At 62.5% G+C, this 21,840-nt stretch carries 18 protein-coding genes and 1 tRNA gene; 9 read left to right on the top strand and 10 right to left on the bottom strand.

Going from position 1 to position 21,840, the window contains the following annotated elements; translation table 11 throughout:
* The first annotated feature begins 38 nt into the window (after positions 1-38).
* Together AC6JBC_RS05015 and AC6JBC_RS05010 are read left to right on the top strand one after the other, a co-directional pair.
* Positions 39-479: an Hpt domain-containing protein gene (locus tag AC6JBC_RS05015; protein WP_498025729.1), complete on the top strand. Its 441-nt coding sequence runs from the start codon at positions 39-41 to the stop codon at positions 477-479.
* 56 nt (positions 480-535) lie between these two features.
* Positions 536-1,525 carry an LLM class flavin-dependent oxidoreductase gene (locus AC6JBC_RS05010; RefSeq protein WP_498025728.1) on the top strand — a complete coding sequence of 330 codons (990 nt, stop codon included), beginning with the start codon at positions 536-538 and terminating at the stop codon, positions 1,523-1,525.
* On the opposite strand, the gene AC6JBC_RS05005 is transcribed toward AC6JBC_RS05010, so the two are convergent.
* Positions 1,518-2,609 (bottom strand): acyltransferase family protein, encoded by a 1,092-nt coding sequence (locus tag AC6JBC_RS05005; RefSeq protein WP_498025727.1) that lies wholly within the window; start codon positions 2,607-2,609, stop codon positions 1,518-1,520. The genes AC6JBC_RS05010 and AC6JBC_RS05005 overlap by 8 nt on opposite strands.
* 228 nt (positions 2,610-2,837) lie before the next feature.
* On the opposite strand from AC6JBC_RS05005, the gene AC6JBC_RS05000 reads away from it, so the two are divergent.
* Positions 2,838-4,490 carry an ATP-binding protein gene (locus AC6JBC_RS05000; protein WP_498025725.1) on the top strand — a complete coding sequence of 551 codons (1,653 nt, stop codon included), beginning with the start codon at positions 2,838-2,840 and terminating at the stop codon, positions 4,488-4,490.
* A gap of 3 nt (positions 4,491-4,493) precedes the next feature.
* Here the strand turns inward: AC6JBC_RS05000 and AC6JBC_RS04995 are convergent, their stop codons facing one another.
* The 5 genes from AC6JBC_RS04995 to AC6JBC_RS04975 form a co-directional block, all read right to left on the bottom strand.
* Positions 4,494-5,945 carry an MATE family efflux transporter gene (locus AC6JBC_RS04995; RefSeq protein WP_498025724.1) on the bottom strand — a complete coding sequence of 484 codons (1,452 nt, stop codon included), beginning with the start codon at positions 5,943-5,945 and terminating at the stop codon, positions 4,494-4,496.
* Between the two features lie 34 nt (positions 5,946-5,979).
* A complete protein-coding gene (locus AC6JBC_RS04990) occupies positions 5,980-8,802 on the bottom strand; it encodes a valine--tRNA ligase (protein ID WP_498025722.1) in 2,823 nt (940 codons plus the stop codon).
* Positions 8,803-8,910: 108 nt separating this feature from the next.
* Entirely contained in the window at positions 8,911-9,387 is a 477-nt protein-coding gene (locus AC6JBC_RS04985; RefSeq protein ID WP_498025721.1) for a DUF2497 domain-containing protein, read from the bottom strand.
* A gap of 17 nt (positions 9,388-9,404) precedes the next feature.
* A complete protein-coding gene (locus AC6JBC_RS04980) occupies positions 9,405-10,865 on the bottom strand; it encodes a TolC family outer membrane protein (RefSeq protein ID WP_498025719.1) in 1,461 nt (486 codons plus the stop codon).
* Between the two features lie 15 nt (positions 10,866-10,880).
* A complete protein-coding gene (locus tag AC6JBC_RS04975) occupies positions 10,881-11,513 on the bottom strand; it encodes a protein-L-isoaspartate O-methyltransferase family protein (RefSeq protein ID WP_498025718.1) in 633 nt (210 codons plus the stop codon).
* Positions 11,514-11,702: 189 nt separating this feature from the next.
* Here AC6JBC_RS04975 and AC6JBC_RS04970 point away from each other — a divergent pair.
* Positions 11,703-11,776: transfer RNA gene (locus AC6JBC_RS04970), tRNA-Cys, on the top strand.
* Positions 11,777-11,784: 8 nt separating this feature from the next.
* On the opposite strand, the gene AC6JBC_RS04965 is transcribed toward AC6JBC_RS04970, so the two are convergent.
* Positions 11,785-12,579, bottom strand: a complete 795-nt coding sequence (locus AC6JBC_RS04965) for a sulfite exporter TauE/SafE family protein (RefSeq protein ID WP_464787055.1) — start codon at positions 12,577-12,579, stop codon at positions 11,785-11,787.
* A gap of 167 nt (positions 12,580-12,746) precedes the next feature.
* On the opposite strand from AC6JBC_RS04965, the gene AC6JBC_RS04960 reads away from it, so the two are divergent.
* Entirely contained in the window at positions 12,747-13,421 is a 675-nt protein-coding gene (locus AC6JBC_RS04960) for a glutathione S-transferase family protein (RefSeq protein ID WP_498025717.1), read from the top strand.
* Between the two features lie 202 nt (positions 13,422-13,623).
* On the opposite strand, the gene ndk is transcribed toward AC6JBC_RS04960, so the two are convergent.
* From ndk to AC6JBC_RS04945, 3 genes are all read right to left on the bottom strand, one after another.
* Entirely contained in the window at positions 13,624-14,046 is a 423-nt protein-coding gene (gene ndk / locus AC6JBC_RS04955; protein WP_009820765.1) for a nucleoside-diphosphate kinase, read from the bottom strand.
* A gap of 89 nt (positions 14,047-14,135) precedes the next feature.
* A complete protein-coding gene (locus AC6JBC_RS04950; RefSeq protein WP_498025716.1) occupies positions 14,136-14,573 on the bottom strand; it encodes a DNA polymerase III subunit chi in 438 nt (145 codons plus the stop codon).
* Positions 14,573-16,018: a leucyl aminopeptidase gene (locus AC6JBC_RS04945; RefSeq protein WP_498025715.1), complete on the bottom strand. Its 1,446-nt coding sequence runs from the start codon at positions 16,016-16,018 to the stop codon at positions 14,573-14,575. The genes AC6JBC_RS04950 and AC6JBC_RS04945 overlap by 1 nt, the downstream gene beginning before the upstream one ends.
* 225 nt (positions 16,019-16,243) lie before the next feature.
* Between AC6JBC_RS04945 and AC6JBC_RS04940 the strand changes: the two genes are divergently transcribed.
* From AC6JBC_RS04940 to rsmA, 4 genes are all read left to right on the top strand, one after another.
* Positions 16,244-18,478, top strand: a complete 2,235-nt coding sequence (locus tag AC6JBC_RS04940; RefSeq protein ID WP_498025714.1) for an LPS-assembly protein LptD — start codon at positions 16,244-16,246, stop codon at positions 18,476-18,478.
* Between the two features lie 100 nt (positions 18,479-18,578).
* Positions 18,579-19,964 (top strand): peptidylprolyl isomerase, encoded by a 1,386-nt coding sequence (locus tag AC6JBC_RS04935; protein ID WP_498025713.1) that lies wholly within the window; start codon positions 18,579-18,581, stop codon positions 19,962-19,964.
* Positions 19,942-20,979, top strand: a complete 1,038-nt coding sequence (pdxA, locus tag AC6JBC_RS04930) for a 4-hydroxythreonine-4-phosphate dehydrogenase PdxA (protein WP_498026003.1) — start codon at positions 19,942-19,944, stop codon at positions 20,977-20,979. Before AC6JBC_RS04935 ends, pdxA begins: the two co-directional genes overlap by 23 nt.
* Positions 20,969-21,817 (top strand): 16S rRNA (adenine(1518)-N(6)/adenine(1519)-N(6))-dimethyltransferase RsmA, encoded by an 849-nt coding sequence (gene rsmA / locus AC6JBC_RS04925; protein WP_498025712.1) that lies wholly within the window; start codon positions 20,969-20,971, stop codon positions 21,815-21,817. The genes pdxA and rsmA overlap by 11 nt, the downstream gene beginning before the upstream one ends.
* Positions 21,818-21,840: the final 23 nt, after the last annotated feature.

Here is a 21,840-nt window from a genome sequence, read left to right as displayed (position 1 = left end):
GGCTTCTATGCTGAAGTCGAAACAGGGAGTGTGTCAGGGTGTCGTATCAAGAGGCAGAACTGGTCAATCAGGCCGATCTGGCAAAGTCCCGGTCGGAACTGGGCAGCGCATTTCTCCGCATTCTCAGCTATTTTCGCGAGGATGGCGACAAGGCCATAAGCGCGATCGAGCAGGCGATCCGCGAACGCAATGCCATCGCGCTTGTCACGCCCGCTCACACATTGAAGGGCGAATCGGCTCAATTTGGTGCCCATCGCTTGAGCAGCATGGCCGAACGCATCGAGATGGTTGCGCGCCGCTGCGTCGAAACCCGCGAGGGACCTGACGAATTGATCGAGGTCGTCGTCAGTCTGCGGCCCTGCTTTACCGAGACAATGTCCCTCCTCGATCGCGACTCCAATCCGTTGGTCGCACGTCGCCCCGCCACATTCGGCCGCCGATCCGAACCACCGTCGCAGGGGTTCGGACGCGTAAGCTGATCTGAGACGATATCTAGGTATTGAAATAAAACGGATCATCGCCCCATATCCGGGCAATGATCCGTTTTTCCGTTCTGGACCTCGTTCCCGTCATCGAAGGAAGCAACGTTGGCGAAGCCCTCGTCAACGCCGCCGCCTTCGCCGTTCATGCCGAACAACTCGGCTTTCATCGCTATTGGGTTGCCGAACATCACGGCATGCCGGGCATCGCATCGGCCGCGACATCGGTGGTGCTGGCGCATATCGGACAGGCGACATCAACTATTCGCATAGGTTCCGGCGGCATCATGCTCCCCAACCATGCCCCCCTGCTGATAGCCGAACAGTTCGGGACGCTCGCAGCGCTTTTTCCCGGTCGAGTAGACCTTGGGCTAGGCCGCGCGCCCGGATCGGACCAGCGGGTGGCTCAGGCCATGCGCCGCACGCTTTCAGGCGGGCCGGACGAGTTCCCGCGCGACGTGCTGGAACTGCAGGCCTATTTCGCGGGTGACGGAAGGCTCGGCTTTCAGGCGACGCCCGGTGCGGGTGAAGATGTGCCACTCTGGATTCTCGGGTCCAGCCTCTACGGCGCTCAACTCGCCGCCGCGCTGGGCCTGCCCTACGCCTTCGCCTCCCATTTCGCTCCTGGCGCGCTTGAGGAAGCGATCGCGGTTTATCGTCGCGACTTTAGGCCATCAGCCCAGCTTGATCGCCCCTATGTGATGGCAGGCTATAATATATTCGCGGCGGACAGCATGGAAGGAGCGCGACTGCTCGCCACCTCCATGCAACAGGCCTTCGTGCGTCTCCGCACGGGGCAGCCGGGGAAGTTGCAGCCGCCCGTGCCCGGCTATTTCGAAAGCCTGCCACCCGGCGCGCAGGCGATGCTTTCGGATGTCCTGAGCGCCACCTCGATCGGCACACAGGACAAGGTCCAAGAGGATCTTGCCGCTTTCATAGAACGAACCGGCGTCGATGAATTGATCATCGGCGGTCAAATCCATGATTTCAATGCCCGCAAGCGCAGCCTGGAAATCGCCATGGCCGCCGCCAAGGCAATTAGCTGACTGCCGAGGCTCCCTGCAAGCGTCCTCCACTCAGCACCTTGGCCAGTCCCGGCCAGGTACGGCTGAGGAGCGATCCCAACAGCAGGACCACGATCAGGACCAGCAAGGGCTGGATCAGCAGATAAGCAGGATAGAAAGGCGAACCGAGCTTCCCGAACAAAACGCCCAGCAACGGCCCACCCAGCCAGATCAGGATCAGATGCGAACAGAATAGCAGAAAGGCGAAGGGCTCGATCCTCAACAACAACCCCCGCACAAGGCTTCCTGCCAGCCCCCAGGACAGCCGCCAGAAGCAAGTGGCCGCCGCAACACGCACCGCAAGGTCAAGCAGGCCGACGCCGATGGCCGATCCCTGCGCCGCTTGCAGGGAAAAATGAAGCTGCACGGCCATCAGCAACAGGAAAGGCATGGCCGCTGCGGCCCAACCCAGTGCAGCGACCCGCTCCGCCAGCCCGGTTCGCCGGGCCATCATGCCCAGCACGAAGAAAAAAAGGATCGCTGGCCGCATCAGCACCGGCGGCCCCCATCCCGCAAGTTGCGCGAGAGCTGCGACAGCAGCAACGCCAATCAGCATGCGATTGGGTAGGCGAAGCAGCAGCGGAGCAATGACCATGCACAGGAACAAGTCGCGCAGGAACGGCATCTGCACATTGATGTCGGGGTTCCGGGTGACGACGAACAGCTCCTGAAACAACCAGTCGAACGAGACCGGCACGGGCGCTGACAGGCCCAGCGACCAGGCCGCGCCGGATACCAGCAGGATGCCAAGGCCATTCCACAGGATCATCGGCAACAGGATCGTCCGCGCCTTTTGCAGCACATGACGGAACCAGTTCTGCGCGCGGGACGATCCCGCCACCAGCCACCCCGAAATGACGCCCAGCAGCGGCACTGCGCTGCGCCCGAATATTTCCATGAGCAGCCAGCGCAGATTTTCCTGTGGAGTGCCGCGGGCGATTTCCAGGTCATGGCCGTTCAGCCCGGTCCAGGCATGCACATAGACCACGCCCAATATGCAGATCACCCGAGCTATGGAAATCGCATCGGATCGGCGCGCCGCATCGGCCGTCATCAACTGGGTCAAATGCATATCCTGATCTTACGGCAGTCAGCGGCCGATACGCATCGCGAACGATTCGCGCCATAGGAGCCGCCCGAACGCGCGGCGGGATGTGGCGATAGCGGGGTTAACAGGGTCGCGCGATCGCAGGCGCAAAACGTCGGCGATAAGCCATTTCTTTACTTATGTATGGCTACACAGTCAGGCCGAATTCCGGCAGCGCGCGCCGGAAATCTGATTCAAGGGGGGTGTATGAGCCACATGCCGGGAGCTGCCGAATTCACGCACGGCCAAACGAAGCCTGCCGCAGCCAACGCCATGGGCGCGGTATTTCAGATAGCCGGTTCCAGTTCCAAAGTGCTGATCGACGCGGCCTCCATCGCAACCCTCGCACATGATAGCGACCCTTGCACGGCCATGGCGGGTCAAGTCGGCAGCCAGGTGAAAATGCGTGTCGGCAGTGCATGGCTCATAGCCAGCGTGCGCTCCATGGCGATGGATCGGCAGGACAGCGGCCTGATCATCGCTGACGTGGATTTTCTGGGCGAAGGTGACGAAGAACAGCTTACCGGCCGCATCCATCACTTCCGTCGCGGCGTCACCCGTTATCCTGCGCCGGGCACGGAAATTTTCCCCGTATCCAGCGCCGACATGCAGCAAATCTACGCCGCCGATGACCGGCCCCATGTGCAGATCGGCACCGTCTACCCCACGACAGACACGCGCGCCGCCCTCTATGTCGATTCGATGCTGGGCAAACATTTCGCCCTGCTGGGTTCGACCGGTACGGGCAAATCCACCAGCGCCGCTCTCATTCTTCACCGCATTTGCGACCTGTCGCCCGAAGGCCATATCGTGATGGTCGATCCCCATGGCGAATATGGTGCGGCCTTTGCCCAGAATGGCGCGGTCTTCGACGTAGGCAATCTCGCGCTGCCCTACTGGCTGATGAATTTCGAGGAGCATTGCGAGGTTTTCGTCACCTCCGAAGGCTCCGATCGAACGGTCGACCGCGACATTCTGGCAAAATGCCTGCTCGCCGCGCGGCAGAAGAACCGGCTGGCGGAAAGCATCGGCAGGCTGACCGTCGATTCGCCGATCCCCTATTTGCTGTCGGATCTCACCAACATCCTGCAAAATGAGATGGGGAAACTCGACAAGGGCACGGGCGCCCTCCCCTATATGCGGCTCAAGACGAAGATCGACGAGATCAAGGCGGACCCGCGTTACAGCTTCATGTTCTCAGGCATGCTCGTCGCGGACACGATGCAGGAATTTCTGGCGAAGATTTTCCGCCTGCCATCAGGCGGGAAGCCGATTTCGATCATCGACGTGTCGGCCATGCCGTCGGACATCACCTCTGTGGTGGTATCGGTGCTGTCCCGCCTGGTCTTCGACTATGCCATCTGGGCGCGGGATGAGGCTCAGCGGCCGATCCTGCTCGTCTGTGAAGAGGCACACCGCTATATTCCCAGCACGACCACCGGCACCGGTCAGGCCGTCCGCCGCATTCTGGAGCGCATAGCCAAGGAAGGCCGCAAATATGGCGTATCGCTCGGCCTCATCACGCAGCGGCCGTCAGACCTTGCAGAAGGCGTGCTGTCGCAGTGCGGCACCATCATTTCCATGCGCCTCAACAATGATCGCGACCAGGCATTCGTGAAGGCCGCCATGCCCGAAGGCGCGCGCGGCTTCCTCGATTCCATTCCCGCGCTGCGTAATCGAGAGGCGATCATCTGCGGTGAAGGTGTCGCAGTGCCCATCCGCGTCGCACTGGATAATCTGGAGGAGCACCGGCGGCCCGCGTCGGGCGATCCAAGCTTCACGGACCTTTGGCGTCAGTCGGGCGGAGAGGCAGACATTCTCGACCGCACAATCACCCGCTGGCGCAGCCAGGGAAGATAACCGTCAGCCCGCAGGCGCAAACCGGCCTGCGGGTTCGCTCTCCGCGCTGATGCTTTCGCGGCACTCTTCCTCATGGACGGGGACGAGCAGCGTCGCCTTGCGCCAGCCGCCCTGCAGATAAGCGAGACTCGCAATCAGAAGGGCCGATCCCGAACTCACAGGGAAGCTCAACCACAAGGCATTGGCACCCAGATACGGATAGCCGAAATAATAAAAGCCGAGGCGGACGCAGAAAAGCGTGACGGTCAGGATCAACAGCGGCCTCACCACGACGCCATTCGCCCGCATCACCCCGAACAGGATCATCGTGGCGCCGAACAGCATATAGCTCCAAGTCGCGAGCAATTGCATCTTCCAGGCGGCATCGATCGCAGCCCTGTTGTCGCCTAGGAAGAGCGAGAGCAGCGGCGCATGAAACAACAGGATCACGCCAATCATCGCGGCCGTAATCAGCAGCAGATAGCCCAACCCATAAGCGGTAATCCGGCCAATCCGGTCCCATCGGCCCGCGCCGATATTTTGCGCCGCCATGGCGCTGACCGCCGCACCCATGGCCATCGCAGGCATCTGCAAATAGGTCCATATCTGCTGCGCCGCGCCATAAGCCGCCGTAACGATAAGCCCTTCGCGGTTAACCAGACCGATGATCATCAGGCCGACCGCCGACATGACGATCATCTGAAGGCCCATCGGCAATCCTTTGCCCAGCAGGATACGCAGCTGGTCCGAAGCGGGGATCAGGTAGCGCAGCTCCCTCCCCCGCAAGCGCAGCGGCAGGTCCTTGGCATATACATAGAAGATCAGGCCAAGCAGGCTGGCGATGCCCGCCGCCGCCGTGGCCGCCGCCGATCCACCGATGCCCATTGCCGGAATCGGCCCCAGCCCAAGGATGAATACCGGGTTCAGCACCAGATCGATCCCGACGCTGACGAACATGAAAATCAACGGAGTGCGCGCGTCCCCCGCTCCCCGCAATCCCATCATCATCATGACGCTGATCAACGTTGCGGGCATCGCAATGAAAATCACGCGCAGATAGATCAGCGCCATGTCAAATGCTTCGGCAGGCGTTCCCAGCAGATGCAGCATTGCGGGCGATGCAACCCATCCGGCCGCAGCGACAACGGTGCCCAATATGGTGCAAAAGCCCGTCGCTGACCCGAACGACCGGCGGGCGGCATCCATATCGCCCCGTCCCGCCGCCTGGGCGATCACCACGGTCGATGCCATGCCAAATCCGAACACGATGGAAAACATCAGGAACATCGTGATGTTCGCGTTGGCCGTGGCGGCAAGAGCCTGCGCGCCCAGAAAGCGGCCGACCCAGATCGCGTTGATCGATCCATTCAATGACTGAAGCACGTTGGACGCCAGCGTCGGCACGGCAAAGACCAGCAAGGACGACGCGATAGGCCCGTTTACCAGGTCCCTTGTTTCACGCTTCCCTGCCGCCATTCCTGCCTCCCCTAAGCGCTTCATCATTAACCGATCAGGCCAGACGATCCAGCGCTGCCGCCAACCTTTCCGCCTCTGCGGTTTTCTCGGCATGATCTTCACGTGCCTTGGCCACCGCCTCTGGCTTGGCCTTTTCCACGAAACTCGGGTTGGAAAGACGCCCGGAAAGCGAATCCCGTTCCTTTTCCGCAGCGGCCAAGGCTTTTGCCAGCCTCGCCTTTTCCGCCGCGATGTCGATCACGCCCTCCAGCGGGAGGATGAAGGTCGCCTCATCGACAACGATCTGCGCCGCGCCACCAGCTACGTTATCGCCAAAGGACAGGCTCTCCACCCGCCCCAAACGCGCCAGGGCCGCGCCCTGCCGATCGATGCGGCGTCGTGTTTCTTCGGAGGCTTCGCTGACTACGACCTTCAGCTTTGCGCCCGGCGGCACGTTCAGTTCAGTCCGCGCCGTGCGCATCGCGCTGATCAAGCGGATCAACCAGTCAATCTCTGCCTGCGCCTCGCTATCGACGGCATAGAGCGCCTGCGGCCAGCGAGCGACGATCAGCTCCGTCTCACGGGTGCCGGTCAGGTTCCACAGCTCTTCGGTGATGAAGGGCATGAAGGGGTGGAGCATGACGAGGATCTGGTCGAACGCCCAGCCCGCGACCGCCTTCGTCTCGTCCTCCATCGAACCTTTGGTGAGTTCGATATACCAGTCGCAAAACTGGTCCCAGACGAAATGATAGATGGCATTCGCGGCTGCGTCGAAGCGCAGCTCGGTCATGGCGGTGTCGATCGCCTGCACGGTCGCGACCGTCTCGGCAATGATCCATCGGTTGACCGGCGCGGCGGCGGCGGGCGCCTCATGGCTGGTCGATGCGGTAACGCCGTTGGATTGCAGGAAGCGCGCGGCGTTCCAAAGCTTGGTCGCGAAGTTGCGATACCCCTCAACCCGCTTCTCATCCATCTTCACGTCGCGGCCCTGGCTTTCCATGGCGGACATGAAGAAACGCAGAGCGTCGGCGCCGAACTTGTCGATCAGGCCCAGCGGATCGACGACATTGCCCTTGGACTTGGACATTTTCTGCCCGTCCGCCGCACGCACCAACCCGTGGAGGTAGAGCTTGCGCCAAGGCACATCGCCCATGAACTCCATCCCCTGCATCGCCATGCGCGCATCCCAGAAAAACAAGATGTCGAAGCCGGAGATCAGCAGGTCGTTGGGATAGTGACGCTGGAGCAAAGAGCCGGGACGAGGAACCAAGCCCCTCCCCTTCAGGGGAGGGGTTGGGGTGGGGGATTGCCCCAAGTGCTGCGTGTGATCGAGAGCCCCCACCCCCGGCCCCTCCCCTGAAGGGGAGGGGTGCGTGAGGTTATCCGGCCAACCCAGTGTACCGAAGGGCCAGAGCGCCGAGGAAAACCATGTGTCGAGCACATCGGGATCGCGAACCAACTTTTTGTTGCCAGCAAGCGCCTGCGCTTCCTCCTCGCTTTCCGCGACATAGGGATTGCCATCCTCATCATACCAGGCGGGAATCTGATGCCCCCACCAAAGCTGGCGCGAAACGCACCACGGCTGGATATTCTCCATCCAGTTGAAGAAGGTCTTCTCCCAGGTCTTGGGCACGATCTCGATCCGCCCGTCGCGCACGGCCTGCATAGGCGCTTGCGCCAGTTTCTCGGCATCGACATACCATTGGTCGGTCAGCCAGGGTTCGATCACCACGCCCGAACGATCGCCAAACGGCGTCTGGATGGTGCGCGGCTCGAAATCGGCTTCGACCTCCTCGCCGTCCTTATTCTTCGAAACATGCGGCACCAGCATGCCCAGCGCCTTCATTTCCGACACGACCAGTTCGCGCGCGCCATCGACGCCATCCCGCTTAAAGCGATGCAGCCCCAGAAAGCGCTCCGGTATCAATCCATCCGCCGTCTGCACGACATTGGCATCGGCATCGAACATGTTGAGCATCTCGGCAGCGCGGAAGCCCGCTCGCTTGCCCACCTCAAAATCGTTGAAGTCATGCCCCGGCGTGATCTTGACCGCACCAGACCCTAGTTCGGGATCAGCATGCTCGTCGCCCACGATCTTGAAGCGCCGCCCCGTGATCGGCTGGAGAATATCCTTGCCGATAACGTCCCTGTAGCGTGGATCGTCAGGATGCACCGCCACCGCCATGTCGGCCAGCATCGTCTCCGGCCGGGTCGTCGCGACGACGATATGGTCCGCGCCGTTGGCCAGCTTCACGCCGTCCGCCAGCGGATAGCGGAAATGCCAAAAGCCGCCCTTCACCTCCTGCGTCTCGACCTCAAGGTCCGAAATCGCGGAGCGGAAACGCGGATCCCAATTCACCAGCCGCTTGTCGCGATAGAGAAGACCGCGCTCATGGAGTTCCACAAACACCTTGATGACGGCCTTCGAAAAGCCCTCATCCATGGTGAAGCGCTCATTGGCCCAGTCCATTGAGCAGCCGAGCCGCCGCAGCTGGCGCGTAATCGCGCCGCCGCTTTCGGCTTTCCACTCCCAAACCTTCTCAATGAACTGCTCACGCGTATAGTTGGTGCGCTTGTCCTGCCGCGCCTCCATCTGCCGCTCGACCACCATCTGGGTCGCGATGCCAGCATGATCGGTACCGACGACCCACAGCGCGTCCTTGCCACGCAGCCGTTCGTAGCGGATCACGATGTCCTGCAACGTATTATCGAGCGCATGGCCGATGTGCAGGCTGCCGGTCACATTCGGCGGCGGATTGACGATGGTGAAGGGTTCGGCGTCCGGGCGTTCCGGGCGGAACAAGCCCTTTTCTTCCCAATGGGCATACCAGCGGGATTCGATTTCGGCGGGGTCAAAGGTCTTGGGCAGTTCGGTCATGGAAAGGCGCCTTAAAGCCCCTTCCCTGACCATTCCAGCGCTTTTACCGCCTTGCAGGTGTCAACCGAGCCAATGCGCCATAAGTTGGAACGCGCAGAGCCTGCCAGATCAGCGACCAGTGATGCGGGCGATTTCCTTTGCCACCATGTCTTCCACCAACGCGGGAAGGCGGGCATCCAGCCATTCCTTCAGCATCGGCTTCAACATGGACCGGACCAGACCGTCCAGCGTGTTATCTTCGCCGTCCTTGGGCGTTACCAGCATGGAGGACAGCGCCGAAAGCGAATGCCGCGCGGCCACTTCGCTTTCAACCGAGAGGATCGAGCTTTCCTCGCCCGGCACTTCGACCTGCGTTGCACGGCCAGTCTTGTGGGCAGGCATCGGCTCCTCCGCTCCAACCTCGTCAGTCAGTTCCAGCACTTCCTCGGCCGCAGGTTCGGCGGGTTCGGCAACCTGTTTGGGTGCAGCATCGGCTTTGCCCCGGCGCGACACCGTCTGCGCAGCCTCCTCGCCTTCCTCAGCAATGATGCGCTTGATGGACGAAAGAATGTCCTCCATCGAGGGTTCCTTGCTCATGTCGCCCATGATAACCCCTGTTAACCTTAAGGTTGTTGCGCCAAACCAGCAGGCACATTGGCATTTTGTGCTGGCGTGTCAACGGTTCTGGTCGCTTCTGGCTTGGGCGAAGGGCCGAAATCCCAATCGAACCACTTGCCCTTGACCCGATCATAATTAACCATGGGATCATAGAGCGTGCCGGTTTCCAGGCTGAGGTCGTCCGCTTCCGCATGTCCCATCGCGGCCAGCAGGCTGAAGCCCGCGACATAGGCATTGCGGCGAGCAGACACCAATTGCACCTTGGCGTTCAGCGCTTCCTGTTCCGCATTCAATATGTCCAGGATGGTGCGGCTGCCGACGGAATTTTCCGCGCGCACACCTTCAAGCGACAGATTGGCCGCCTCGACCGCCTTCTGGTTGGATTCGATGCTTTGCAGCGATGCCTGCCAGCTCGCATAGGCTGATCGCGTTTGGGCGATGACGCCCCGCTCAACCTCAATCTCCTGCTCCATCGCCCGCGATTCGAGCGCCTGGTTCTGGCGCACCTGCGCGCCGGGTCGGCCGCCCTGATAAAGCGGAAGGCGCAACGTCGCTCCCGCAACCACCTGCTTGTTCAGCTGTGACGGATCGGTCGGGTCATCGAGCGATCCCAGATAATGGGTGTAGCTGCCCTGCGCGAAACCCGACAGCGTCGGGAGGACGCCTGCCTTTGCCACCCGCACGTCATAACGAGCGGCTTCACGCGCCTTTTTCGCGGCGACAAGGTCAGGATTGTCGGCAAGGGCCACCTGCACCGCCGTTTCGGGCGTAGCAGGAAGGCCGGGAAGCGGCGGCGGCGGTTGCAGGTCATCCGGCGTGGCGCCGACCAGGGCGATGTAATTTTCGCGGCTGGTGATCAGGTTCGCCTGCGCCGTCTGAAGGTTGGATCGGGCCAGCGCGAGCCGCGATTCGGATTGGGCGACGTCTGTACGCGTCAGGTCGCCCACTTCGAATCGGTCGTTCGTTGCCTGCAAATTGACCCCGAGCGCGCTGACATTCGCCAGATTGAGCGACACGACCGCGCTGTCGCGGATCACGTCCATGTAGGCCGCGACAACCTGGGAGAAGATCGATGCTTCGGTCCCGCGCAGATTGGCCTGCCCCGCCTGCACGCGCACCTTGGCCGCCTTCACCCCGTTACGGACTGCGCCGCCCTGATAAATAGGGACATTCACCGTAGCCGTCCCGACGAGCGAGCGATCAGGCGCGAGGAAGGAGCGCGCAGGCTTTACCAGCAACTCCTGATATTCGGTGGTGGTGCCGATATTGGGCCGTCCATCCGCCTTGCGGATCGGCACATTCTCATCCGTCGCCCGTTGCTGCGCCCGGGTGCCGGTGAGCGTGGGGTTGGAACGATAAGCCTGTGCCAGCGCACTTTGCAGGGTTTCAGCCTGCGCGATCCCAGCGTTGAGGAGCAGCAGAGCCGTGGCGGCTGAGTGCCGAAGAAACACCTGCTTTGCCGTCATGACTCCCCCAGCCGGTTAAAAGACGAAACGCTCCGGCGCAGCAAAACCGGGCAGGATGACCATCTCAAGGTCGGTCAGGCTGACAAGACCCAGGATACCGGAAACCACCCGCCCACTGCAAAGGCGTGTAACGCCGCGCTCGACAAGACCCGTCACCACGCGCGCGCCATCGGCAAGCTGCCCGACAAGCGTCGCGGGCACTTCCTCCACCGCGCCATCAATGAAGAGTACATCGTAGGGCGCACCCTCGGGCGCTCCCGCTTGCAGCGGGCCGCGTACCACCGTGGCGCCATTACCTAACAATTGCGGACCATCTTCAGCCTCGACTGCCGTCACCTGGGCGCCGAGAGCGGCGAGAAGTGCCGCGCTATAGCCCGTGGCCGCACCGATGAGCAGAACGCGATCGCCCTCCTCCACCTGCGCTTCCTTGAGCAGCCGTCCGGTGGCCAGCGGCGGATTGAGCGCGCGGCCGGAGGAAAGCGGAATCGACCGATCGACATAGGCCATGGCGCGCCGTTCAGCAGGCACGAAATCTTCCCGTGGCACGCGCGCCATCACGGCAATCACCCGTGGGTCATCGACATCGCTGGTGCGAAGCTGGCTTTCGACCATGGCGGCCCGCATCGATGAAAAATTCTGCTCGGTCACGATACTACCTCGATTGGCATAACTGTATTGGCATGGCAATACAGCGCTGACATTATCGGGACCTCTAGATCACGCGACAAGCAACGCCAAGCGGCTTTCCATGCCCGTGAACGATAATCTTGGGATCAGCGACCATGGCCGCGCTTGACTTTGCATCAAAAGCCGCACATTTGCGGCCACCCACGCCGAGGCCCGATGGCGGAGTGGTTACGCAGAGGACTGCAAATCCTTGCACGCCGGTTCGATTCCGGCTCGGGCCTCCAAAGCCGCCTCATCCTGCGATAAGGCGCCAGCCCACCAGAACCAGGATGATCGCTAGCAACGGCTGAAGCACGCGGTCTGATGCGCGCGTCGCCAGCAGCGATCCGATGATGATGCCCGGGATCGACCCGATCAGCAGGTTGGCGAGCAGCATGCCGTTCACGTTGCCGATCCAAAGATGGCCCAGCCCGGCGATCAGGGTAAGCGGCACGGCATGGACAATATCCGTCGCCACCAACCGTTGCAGCCGCATGCGGAGGGGATAGAGCGCAAGGAGCAAGGTCGCGCCGATCGCCCCCGCACCCACGGAGGTCAGCGTTACCATCGCCCCCAGCAGCGCACCCGCGGCAACCGTCAGCGGAGGCTGCCAACGCGTGAAGCGATCGGCGGTGCCAACGCGGCGGGCCAAGGCCCAACGGTGGAAATGCCCACGCAGCAGGGTTGCAACCGCCGTAATGATCAGGACGCCGCCCAGCGCGCTAGTGACAATGCCGCTCTTGATCTGCTGCACATGCGTCTGGGAAAGGATCAACAGCGTGATCAGCGCGGCGGGAAGGCTCCCCAGGCACAGGCGCTTCACCACCTGATAATCCGGCCCGCCATCTGGCCCGCCGTGACGATGATGGATCGCACCACCTACTGACTTGGTGATGGCCGCGAACCAGAGGTCGGTGCCGACCGCCGTCGCCGGTGCTACGCCGAACAGCAGGATGAGGATTGGCGCCATCAGCGACCCGCCGCCAACGCCAGTCATTCCGACCATGATTCCGACGAACAGGCCCGCTATTCCATGCAGCCAGTCCATAATTCCCCCACTTCCGCATTCAGTTCGCCGTTGCGCCATACGACGACGCCCATGATGCCGCCAAGCCCCGCGCAAGGTATTTTCTACCAAAATAATATAGAAAGCGACTCGAATGCGCCGTCCGGTTGCTCTCGACACCCGTTCCTTCGCCCGTCTAAAGAAGGGCGATGATGAAGCTATTCATAGGCAACAAGGCATATTCCAGCTGGTCTCTGCGCGGCTGGCTCGCCTGCAAGCTCAGCGGGTTGCCGTTCGAGGAAGTCGTGGTCCCGCTTTATGATGAAGCATGGGAAAAGCGGCGCGAAGGCGATGAATTCGCCCCTTCTTCAGGCAAGGTGCCCATATTGTGGGACGGCGACGACACCGTTGTCTGGGACAGCTTGGCGATTATCGAATATCTGAACGAGAAGGCTGGCGGCGACAAATTCTGGCCCACCGACACGGCGGCGCGGGCGATGGCCCGGTCCATGGCGGCGGAGATGCATTCCAGCTTCGCGGCGCTGCGGCGCGAGCACAGCATGAACATCCGCCAGATTTACGACGCCATACCGCCCTCCGAGGCTGTCGCGCAGGACATCGCCCGCATCATGCAGCTGTGGGCACAGGCCCGAGCTCGTTATGGTGGCGTGGGCGATTTCCTTTTCGGCGAATTTGGCGCGGCGGATGTGATGTTCGCCCCGGTCGTGACGCGCTTCATAACCTATCAGCTGCCCGTCGCACGTTTTGCCGAAGCTTATATGCAGGCGGTCGTCAATCATCCCTGGATGCAGGAATGGATCGGCGGCGCACAGGCTGAGGAATGGGTGATCGACCGATTCGAGGCGCCGCCAGTTTCCAATTGAGGCGTTGGCGGATTCGGTCTTGTAGGCCATTCCCTCTCCCCTTCAGGGGTCTGCCAGAGGCGCATGACTCTGGCCGAGGTGCCGAGCGCAGCGAAGGCGGGAGAGGGGCCTGAAAGGCGAGATCGCTCACCTTCTCCCTCCCAAACAAAAAAGGGCCGACGGACTTGCGTCCCCGGCCCCTTTTTCATCCTGATCGATTAGATCAGCCGACGATTTCTTCGGGCTTGAAGAAATAGGCGATCTCGATCGCGGCATTTTCCTCGCTGTCCGAACCATGGACCGAGTTCGCTTCGATCGACTCGGCATAGTCCTTGCGGATCGTGCCTTCGTCGGCGTTGGCCGGGTTGGTGGCGCCCATGATGTCGCGGTTGCGCTTCACGGCGTCTTCGCCTTCCAGAACCTGGACGACGACCGGGCCGGAAATCATGAAGGCAACCAGATCAGCGAAGAAAGGGCGTTCCTTGTGAACGGCATAGAAGCCCTCGGCCTGTTCGCGGCTCATGCGGATGCGCTTGGACGCGACGACGCGCAGGCCTGCTTCTTCCAGCTTCTTGGTCACGGCGCCGGTCAGGTTGCGGCGCGTGGCGTCAGGCTTGATGATCGAAAAGGTGCGGGTCACGGCCATGAGGCTCAAAAGCTCCGGATTGTTGGAATTGGCGCGCCCTTTAGACCGCGCCGCTCCGCACCGCAAGGGGGCGTGACCGCCCCGCTTGCTCACGGACCCTGCACCCATTTCCCCTGCTCCTGCCGCCAGAAGCGGGGCATGACCCCCTCCCGCTTCGACAGGGCACGCCAGCTTTCCCGCGCACCATCGACGGTCAGCGCATCGAAAAAGTAGAAAGCCCGCTCGAAATCCAGCGCCTCTTCACGCCAGATGCCATCGGCTATGGCGACGTGCCGGGCGCCGTTCGCAGGGCTGCAATCCTGCGCCAGAAGTACCGGCTGCATCGCCTCACTGCCCTCCCCCGCCCGACCGTGGGCAAGGAAGCTTTCCGGCGGCCCGTTCCACAGCCCGACCGAAATGCGTTCAAGCTGCGCCTCGTCCTGCGCGACCACCAGCAACCGTTCACCCAGGCCGAGTATGCGCGCGGCAATGGCGGGCAGCACCCGATCCACAGGATCACGGCTAAGCTGGTAGAAATCGACCTGCATCAGCGCTCAAACTTGTCCGCCACCAGACGATCGATCAGGCGCACGCCATAGCCGGTCGCGCCCTTGTCCCAGGTTGCACCGGGCTTATCCGCCCAGACCATGCCCGCAATGTCGAGATGTGCCCACTTGACCCCATCATCGACGAATCGCTTGATGAACTGCGCGGCGGTGATCGACCCGGCATAGCGCGCGCCCATATTCTTCATATCCGCAATCGGGCTGTCGATCAGCTTGTTATAGGCGTCGCCTAGCGGAAAGCGCCAAAGCTGGTCGCCTGCCGCCTTGCCAGCAGCGAGCAGATCTTCGGCAAGCCCTTCGTCATTGGCGAACAGTCCGGCATATTGATCGCCCAACGCCACGATCATCGCGCCGGTCAGTGTGGCAAGATCAATGACAACCTCGGGAGAATAGGTTTTCTGCGCCCAGGTGATGACGTCGCACAGCACCAGTCGACCTTCGGCATCGGTGTTGATGACCTCGATCGTCTGGCCCGACATGGAGGTCACGATGTCGCCGGGACGCTGCGCGTTGCCGTCCGGCATGTTTTCCACAAGGCCGCAAACGCCGATGACGCGCGCCTTCGCCTTGCGCCCCGCGAGCGCCTTCATCGCGCCCGCGACCGCGCCTGCGCCGCCCATGTCCCACTTCATATCTTCCATGCCCGCGCCGGGCTTCAATGAAATGCCGCCGGTATCAAAGGTCACGCCCTTGCCGACAAAGACGATGGGCTTGTCGCCCGCGCCGCCCGTGCCATCCCACTCCATCGCCAGCAGGCGTGGCTCGCGCACCGACCCCTGCGCAACGCCGAGCAATGCGCCCATGCCCAGTTCCGCCATCGCCGCCTTGTCGAGAACGGTGATCTTGACGCCCAGCTGTTCAAGATGACGGCAACGTTCGACGAAGCTTTCCGGATACAGGATGTTCGCGGGTTCAGAGACCAGCTCGCGCGTGAAGGTGACGCCATCGGCCACCGCCGACAGCCGCTGCCAATGCGCGTCCGCGTCATTCGCAACGACCGACAGCTTCGTCAATGTTGGCTTTGTCTTTTCCGGCTGCCGGGTGCGATAGGTATCTATCCGCCAAGCGCGCAGAGATGCGCCAAAGGCAAAATGGGCCGCCTTATCGCCCGCCGCGCCGCCGAAAAATTCCACTGCGGCATGGCTCGCACCGCTCGTCAGCAGACGCGCGGTCAGCGCCGCGCCCGCTCGCTCATAATCCGCTTCGCTCCCGCTGCCGGTGCCGACCAGAACGATGCGCAGCACCTTGCCGCCCTCTTCGGCGAAGCTTTCAAAGCTTGCCCCCGCCTCACCCGTGAAGCGCGCCGCCGCCGCACCCGCCGCCAGAGTAGGCGCCGCCGCGATCGGCAAGGCATCGAAACCGCCCTTGGGAACGGCAAAGACCAGCGTGTCGGCGTCGGGACGCACCGGGGTGAATGCGATTTCCATCAAGGGTCCTTCTTCTGCTTTTCTGATCGTGTGGCGCTAGGAACGCTCCATGCCAGATAATGTCGCTTGCCCCATCTGGCAAAGCCGTTCGACCGATTTCCGGTAAAAGAAGCGTGACGAAAGATTGCGGCGCGCGCAAAGCAATGCGATAGGCGGGCAACGAAGCGCCCCTGAAGAGGCACGATCCCCTTGCAGAATTTTTCCCGTTCCTCGCGTCTGAAACATATGCTGACCGCAAGCGCGGCGCTCGCCTGCATGGGCGGGATGCCGCATGCCTTCGCGCAGGAGTTGCAATCACCGCCGACGCCCGTCAGCGCGCCCGACGCTCCCGTGCCCACGACCGACGAGCAAATCGGTTTTTCGGCCGATGCCCTGGAATATGACAATAATACGGAAATCGTGACGGCCACCGGGAACGTCCAGTTGCTCCGGCAGGGCAACCGGCTGCGCGCGGACAAGGTGGTGTGGAACCGCACCACAGGGCAGGTGGAAGCGCGCGGCAATGTCTCGGCGACCGATCCTGAAGGCAATATCGCTTATGGCGACCGCTTCCAGGTGACCGACACGCTGAAGGACGGCACGGTCGAAAACATGCTGCTGGTGCTTCAATCGGGTGGCCGATTGGCGGCGGTGCAGGGCGTTCGGGTGAACGGCGTCTATACGCTGCACAAGGCCGCTTATACCGGCTGCAGCGTAGTGGACAGCGACGGCTGCCCCAAGGAACCCACATGGCAGATCAAGGCGGTCAAGGTCGTCTACGACCCCGTCGCCGCCCGCGTGCGATACCGCAATGCCAACGTGGAAATATTCGGCCTGCCGCTCATTCCGCTGCCCGGCTTTTCACACCCGGTCGGCGACACAGGCGGCACCGGGCTGCTGGTGCCGAACCTGCGCTACGACCGGAATAACGGCGTCGAAGTCGCCCTGCCCTATTATATCAAGCTGGCGCCCAACCGCGACCTGACGATCACGCCGCACGTCTATTCCAAGACGCTGCCGATGCTGGAGACGAATTTCCGCCATCGCTGGGACCGTGGCGCCTATCAGATCACCGGATATGTGACCAACGCGCGGCGCATCGACGCCAGCAGTTCCCTGCCCGGTTCCACCGGCCCAGCGGGATCGGAAAAGGGCTTCCGCGGCTATGTCGATGCCAGCGGCGCCATGCAGCTGACGCCGGAATGGAGCGTCAACGGATCGCTCCGCGTGGCGAGCGACCGCACCTTCCTTCGCCGCTATGACATCAGCCGCGACGATCGGCTGCGTTCGACCCTCGGCGCCCAGCGCATCGGCGAGAACAGCTATTTCTCCATCGCTGGCTGGGCCGTCCAGACGCTGCGCCTCGGTGACCCGCAGGGGCAAACGCCGATCGCGCTGCCCGTGATCGACTATCGCCTGCGTCTGATGGACCCGCTGCTCGGCGGCCGGATTCAGTTTCAGGCGAACAGCCTCGCGATCACCCGCACCCACGGCCAGGATACGCAGCGCGCCTTCGCTGCCTTTGAATGGAACCTGCGCAAGCTGACGGGCATGGGTCAGGAGGTGAATTTCACCACCTATCTGCGCGGCGACGTCTATCACAGCAGCGACAATCTACAGAACAACATCGCCCGTTATGCCGGCGATCCCGGCTGGCAGGCGCGCGGCATCGCCGCAGCCGCGATCGATGTCCGCTGGCCCTTCATGGGTGAGGCGTTCGGCGGCGTGCAGCGGATCGCGCCCCGCGTGCAGATCGTAGCAGCGCCCCGGCTGGCAAATCTTTCGCTACCCAATGAAGACGCGCGCGCCATCGATCTGGAAGACAGCAACCTCTTCGCGCTCAACCGCTTCGCAGGCTATGACCGGTTCGAAGATTCGACCCGCATCACCTATGGTCTGGAATATAGCCTCTCCCTGCCAGGCTTTTCGCTGGAAAGCGTCGTCGGCCAGAGCTACCGCCTCAACAGTCGCGAAAGCATCCTGCCCGACGGCACCGGCCTTTCCGATCGCATGTCCGACATCGTCGGCCGCACGACCGTCCGTTTCCGGGATTTCGTCAGCCTCATCCACCGTTTCCGCCTGGACAAGGACGGGCTGGCGGTGCGCCGCAACGAAATCGACGCAACGATCGGCAGCCGCAAAACCTATGCCATGGTCGGCTATCTCCGGCTCAACCGGAACGCCGCGACGGGGCTTGAAGATTTGCAGGACCGCGAGGAACTGCGTTTCGGCGGCCGTGTGCAATTCGCCCGCTTCTGGTCCGTCTTTGGATCCACCGTCGTCGATCTGACCGACAGGAAAGAAGATCCGCTCAGCGTCTCCGATGGCTACGAACCCGTCCGTCACCGGCTCGGTATCGCCTATCAGGATGACTGTCTGACGCTGGGCCTGACGTGGCGTCGCGATTATCTGGCCGCCGGTGACGCGCGAAAGGGCAATAGCTTCCAACTACGGCTGGCTTTTCGGAATATCGGCATATAAGGATCAGCCTTCCCGTTCAGGACCGGTTCTGGCCGCTCAGGACCGGTTAAGGCGGACCGGCGCATCACGCGCTGGACCGTAATGGAGAGTTTTGTCGACGATGCAGCCTGTCGTTTCCCCGCCTTCCCGCCTTGGACAATCGCTTCGGACCAGCGCGCGCGCCCTGCTCCTGTCCTCTATCCTGTTGGGATCGATCGGTAGCCCTGTCGCCGCCCAGACCGTCAATGACGATGAAGGGGTCGCCTCGCAGCAGTTGAACCTGCCCAAGGACGTGACCGTGTTTGGCAAAAGCGATCCCAATGTCCGCAAGGCCACGGCCATCGTCAACGGCCGCATCATCACCGGCACCGACGTGGATCAGCGTTTGGCGCTCATCCTCGCGGCAAATGGCGGCAAGGTGTCGGCAGAGGAACGGGAGCGTCTGCGCGTGCAGGTGCTGCGCAACCTCATCGACGAGACGCTTCAGATTCAGGAAGCCGCCGCCCACGACATCAAGATCGACAAGTCGGAAATCGACCAGAGCTATGAACGTGTCGCGGCGAACTTCAAGCAGTCGCCCGCCCAGTTCGACCAATATCTGCGCGCTCAGGGTAGCGCACCCGCCAGCATCAGGCGCCAGATCGAAGGCGAGCTGGCGTGGAGCCGCCTGCTCCGCCGCAACATCCAGCCCTTCGTGAACGTTTCCGCCGATGAAGTGAAGTCGGTCGTCGATCGCATGAACGCGGCCAAGGGCAGCGACGAATATCGCATCGGTGAGATCTACCTGTCGGCAACGCCCGAAAATGAGGCGCAGATCGTCTCGAACGCCCGCAACATCATCGAACAGATCAAGCAGGGCGGCAGCTTCGCCGCCTACGCCCGGCAGTTTTCCGAAGCTTCGACGGCTGCTGTCGGCGGCGACCTCGGCTGGGTTCGCCCGGCGCAGTTGCCCGATGAACTGGCCAAGGCCGCCAATGAGATGCAGATCGGGCAGCTCGCTGGTCCCATCCCCGTTCCGGGCGGCATCTCCGTCATCTATGTCATGGACAAACGCAAGGTGCTGACCGCCGACCCGCGTGACTCTCTGCTCAGCCTCAAGCAATTGTCGATCAGCTTCCCGCCCGGCACGACCAAGGAGCAGGCGAGTGCCAAGGCGGCCAGCTTCGCCACGCAGATCAAGACGATCAAGGGATGCGGCCAGGCGAATGAACTGGGTGGCAAGATCGGCGCCGATGTCGTGGACAATGACAATGTGAAGGTGCGCGACCTGCCGCCGCAGTTGCAGGACATCCTCCTCGGCCTGCAAGTTGGTGAAGCGACCCCTCCCTTTGGCTCGGTCAATGACGGCGTGCGCGTTCTCGTCGTTTGCGGCCGCGATGAAGCCAGCAGCGCCGCCGCGCCGAACCCCGAACAGATCATGGCTCAGCTGGAGGAAGAACGGGTCAACAAGCGCGCCCGCATCTATCTGCGTGACCTTCGCCGCGATGCCATCATCGACTATAACTGATCCAGCCTCGGCTCGACCGGAGCTGGCACCTTTTGCCGTCCCGCTGGGCGACCCGGCGGGGATCGGGCCGGAAATCGTAGCGAAAAGCTGGGTGATGCGCGAAGCACGCGGATTGCCCACCTTTTTCGCCGTAGGTGATGCGGCATCCTTGCGCCGGGTCTGGTCCGGCCCTGTCGCGCCCATCGCCACGCCACAAGAGGCGGCGGCGCTGTTCGACACCGCGCTTCCCTGCCTCCAGGTTGCCGAGGCCGGTGAAATCGTGCCGGGCTCCCCCAGCATAGACGGCGCGCGCACTGCGTTTCAGGCACTGGAAGCGGCAGTGGGCCTCGCCCGCACCGGATCGGCCGCCGGGATCGTCACCGCCCCTGTCGGCAAGGAACAGCTTTACGGCGTCGGCTTTACCCATCCCGGCCAGACCGAATTCGTGGCCGAACGTTGCGGCGTAGCCCCCCACAATGCGGTGATGATGCTCGCCGGTCCTTCATTGAAGGTTGTGCCGGTCACCATCCATATCCCGCTGGCGGAGGTTGCCTCGGTCCTGACCATAGACCTGATCCGCGCCCGCACCGCGACCACGGTCAAAGGACTACAACGCAATTTCGGCATCCCGCGCCCGCGCATCGTTGTCGCCGGCCTTAACCCCCATGCGGGTGAGGGCGGCGCGCTGGGCCGGGAAGAAATCGATATCATCAGCCCCGCGATCGAATCGCTGCGGGAAGAAGGCATGGACATTGTCGGTCCCCTTTCCGCCGACGGCCTGTTCCACGCCCGCGCCCGCGAAACCTACGACGCGGTGCTGTGCATGTATCATGATCAGGCGCTGATCCCGCTCAAGACCCTGCATTTCGATGAGGGCGTCAACATCACGCTCGGCCTGCCGATCGTGCGCACCTCGCCCGACCATGGCACCGCCTTCGGCATTGCCGGAACGGACAGCGCAAACCCCGGCGCGATGATGGCCGCGCTCAAGATGGCGGCGGAAGCTGCGCGATCGCGGTTGAGCCATGGGGGCTGATACGCAGCCGGTCCTGCCGCCGTTGCGTGAAGTCATCGCTGCGCACGGCCTGCAAGCGAGCAAGGCGCTCGGCCAGAATTTCCTGCTCGATGAACAGTTGCTCGATCGCATTGCCGCCATCCCCGGATCACTGAAAGATCAGCCCGCGTTTGAGGTCGGACCCGGCCCGGGCGGCCTGACTCGCGCAATCCTGCGAGCCGGAGCGCGGCTGGTCGCTGTCGAGCGGGATCACCGCTGCCTGCCCGCTCTTGCGGAATTGTCGGACGCCTTTCCCGGCCAGTTGCGCGTCATATCCGGCGACGCCATGCAGGTGGACGCGCATGCCGAAGCTGGAAAACATGCTCACATCATAGCCAACCTGCCCTATAATGTCGGCACTGCCCTGCTGATCGGCTGGCTGTCTGCGGAATGGAACCCGCTGCCCTGGTGGTCCTCCCTGACGCTCATGTTCCAGATGGAAGTCGCCGAGCGCATCGTCGCGAAACCCGGTGGCGACCATTATGGCCGGTTGGCCGTCCTGTCCCAATGGCGCAGCGACGCCCGCATCGCCATGAAAGTTCACCGCAGCGCCTTCACCCCGCCGCCCAAGGTCATGTCCGCCGTCGTGCACATCACACCCAAGGCAGCACCTGAGGGCGTGCAACTAAAACATCTCGAACGCCTCACCGCCGCCGCCTTCGGCCAACGCCGCAAGATGCTGCGCCAAAGCCTCAAAGGTCTACCGGGGGCGCTGGAGGCGCTGGATCAAGTAGGCATAGATTCCCAGCGACGGGCCGAAACGGTCAGCGTGGAGGAGTTTGTCGAACTGGCTCGGGTGATGGGAGCGCGCAGACCTTAGGTCTGCTGTGGATGGTCAGTCGG

This window comes from Sphingobium sp. RC1 (assembly GCF_059738765.1).
Note: the sequence above shows the minus strand (reverse complement) of the source record. Positions and strands in the feature narration are given on the sequence as shown.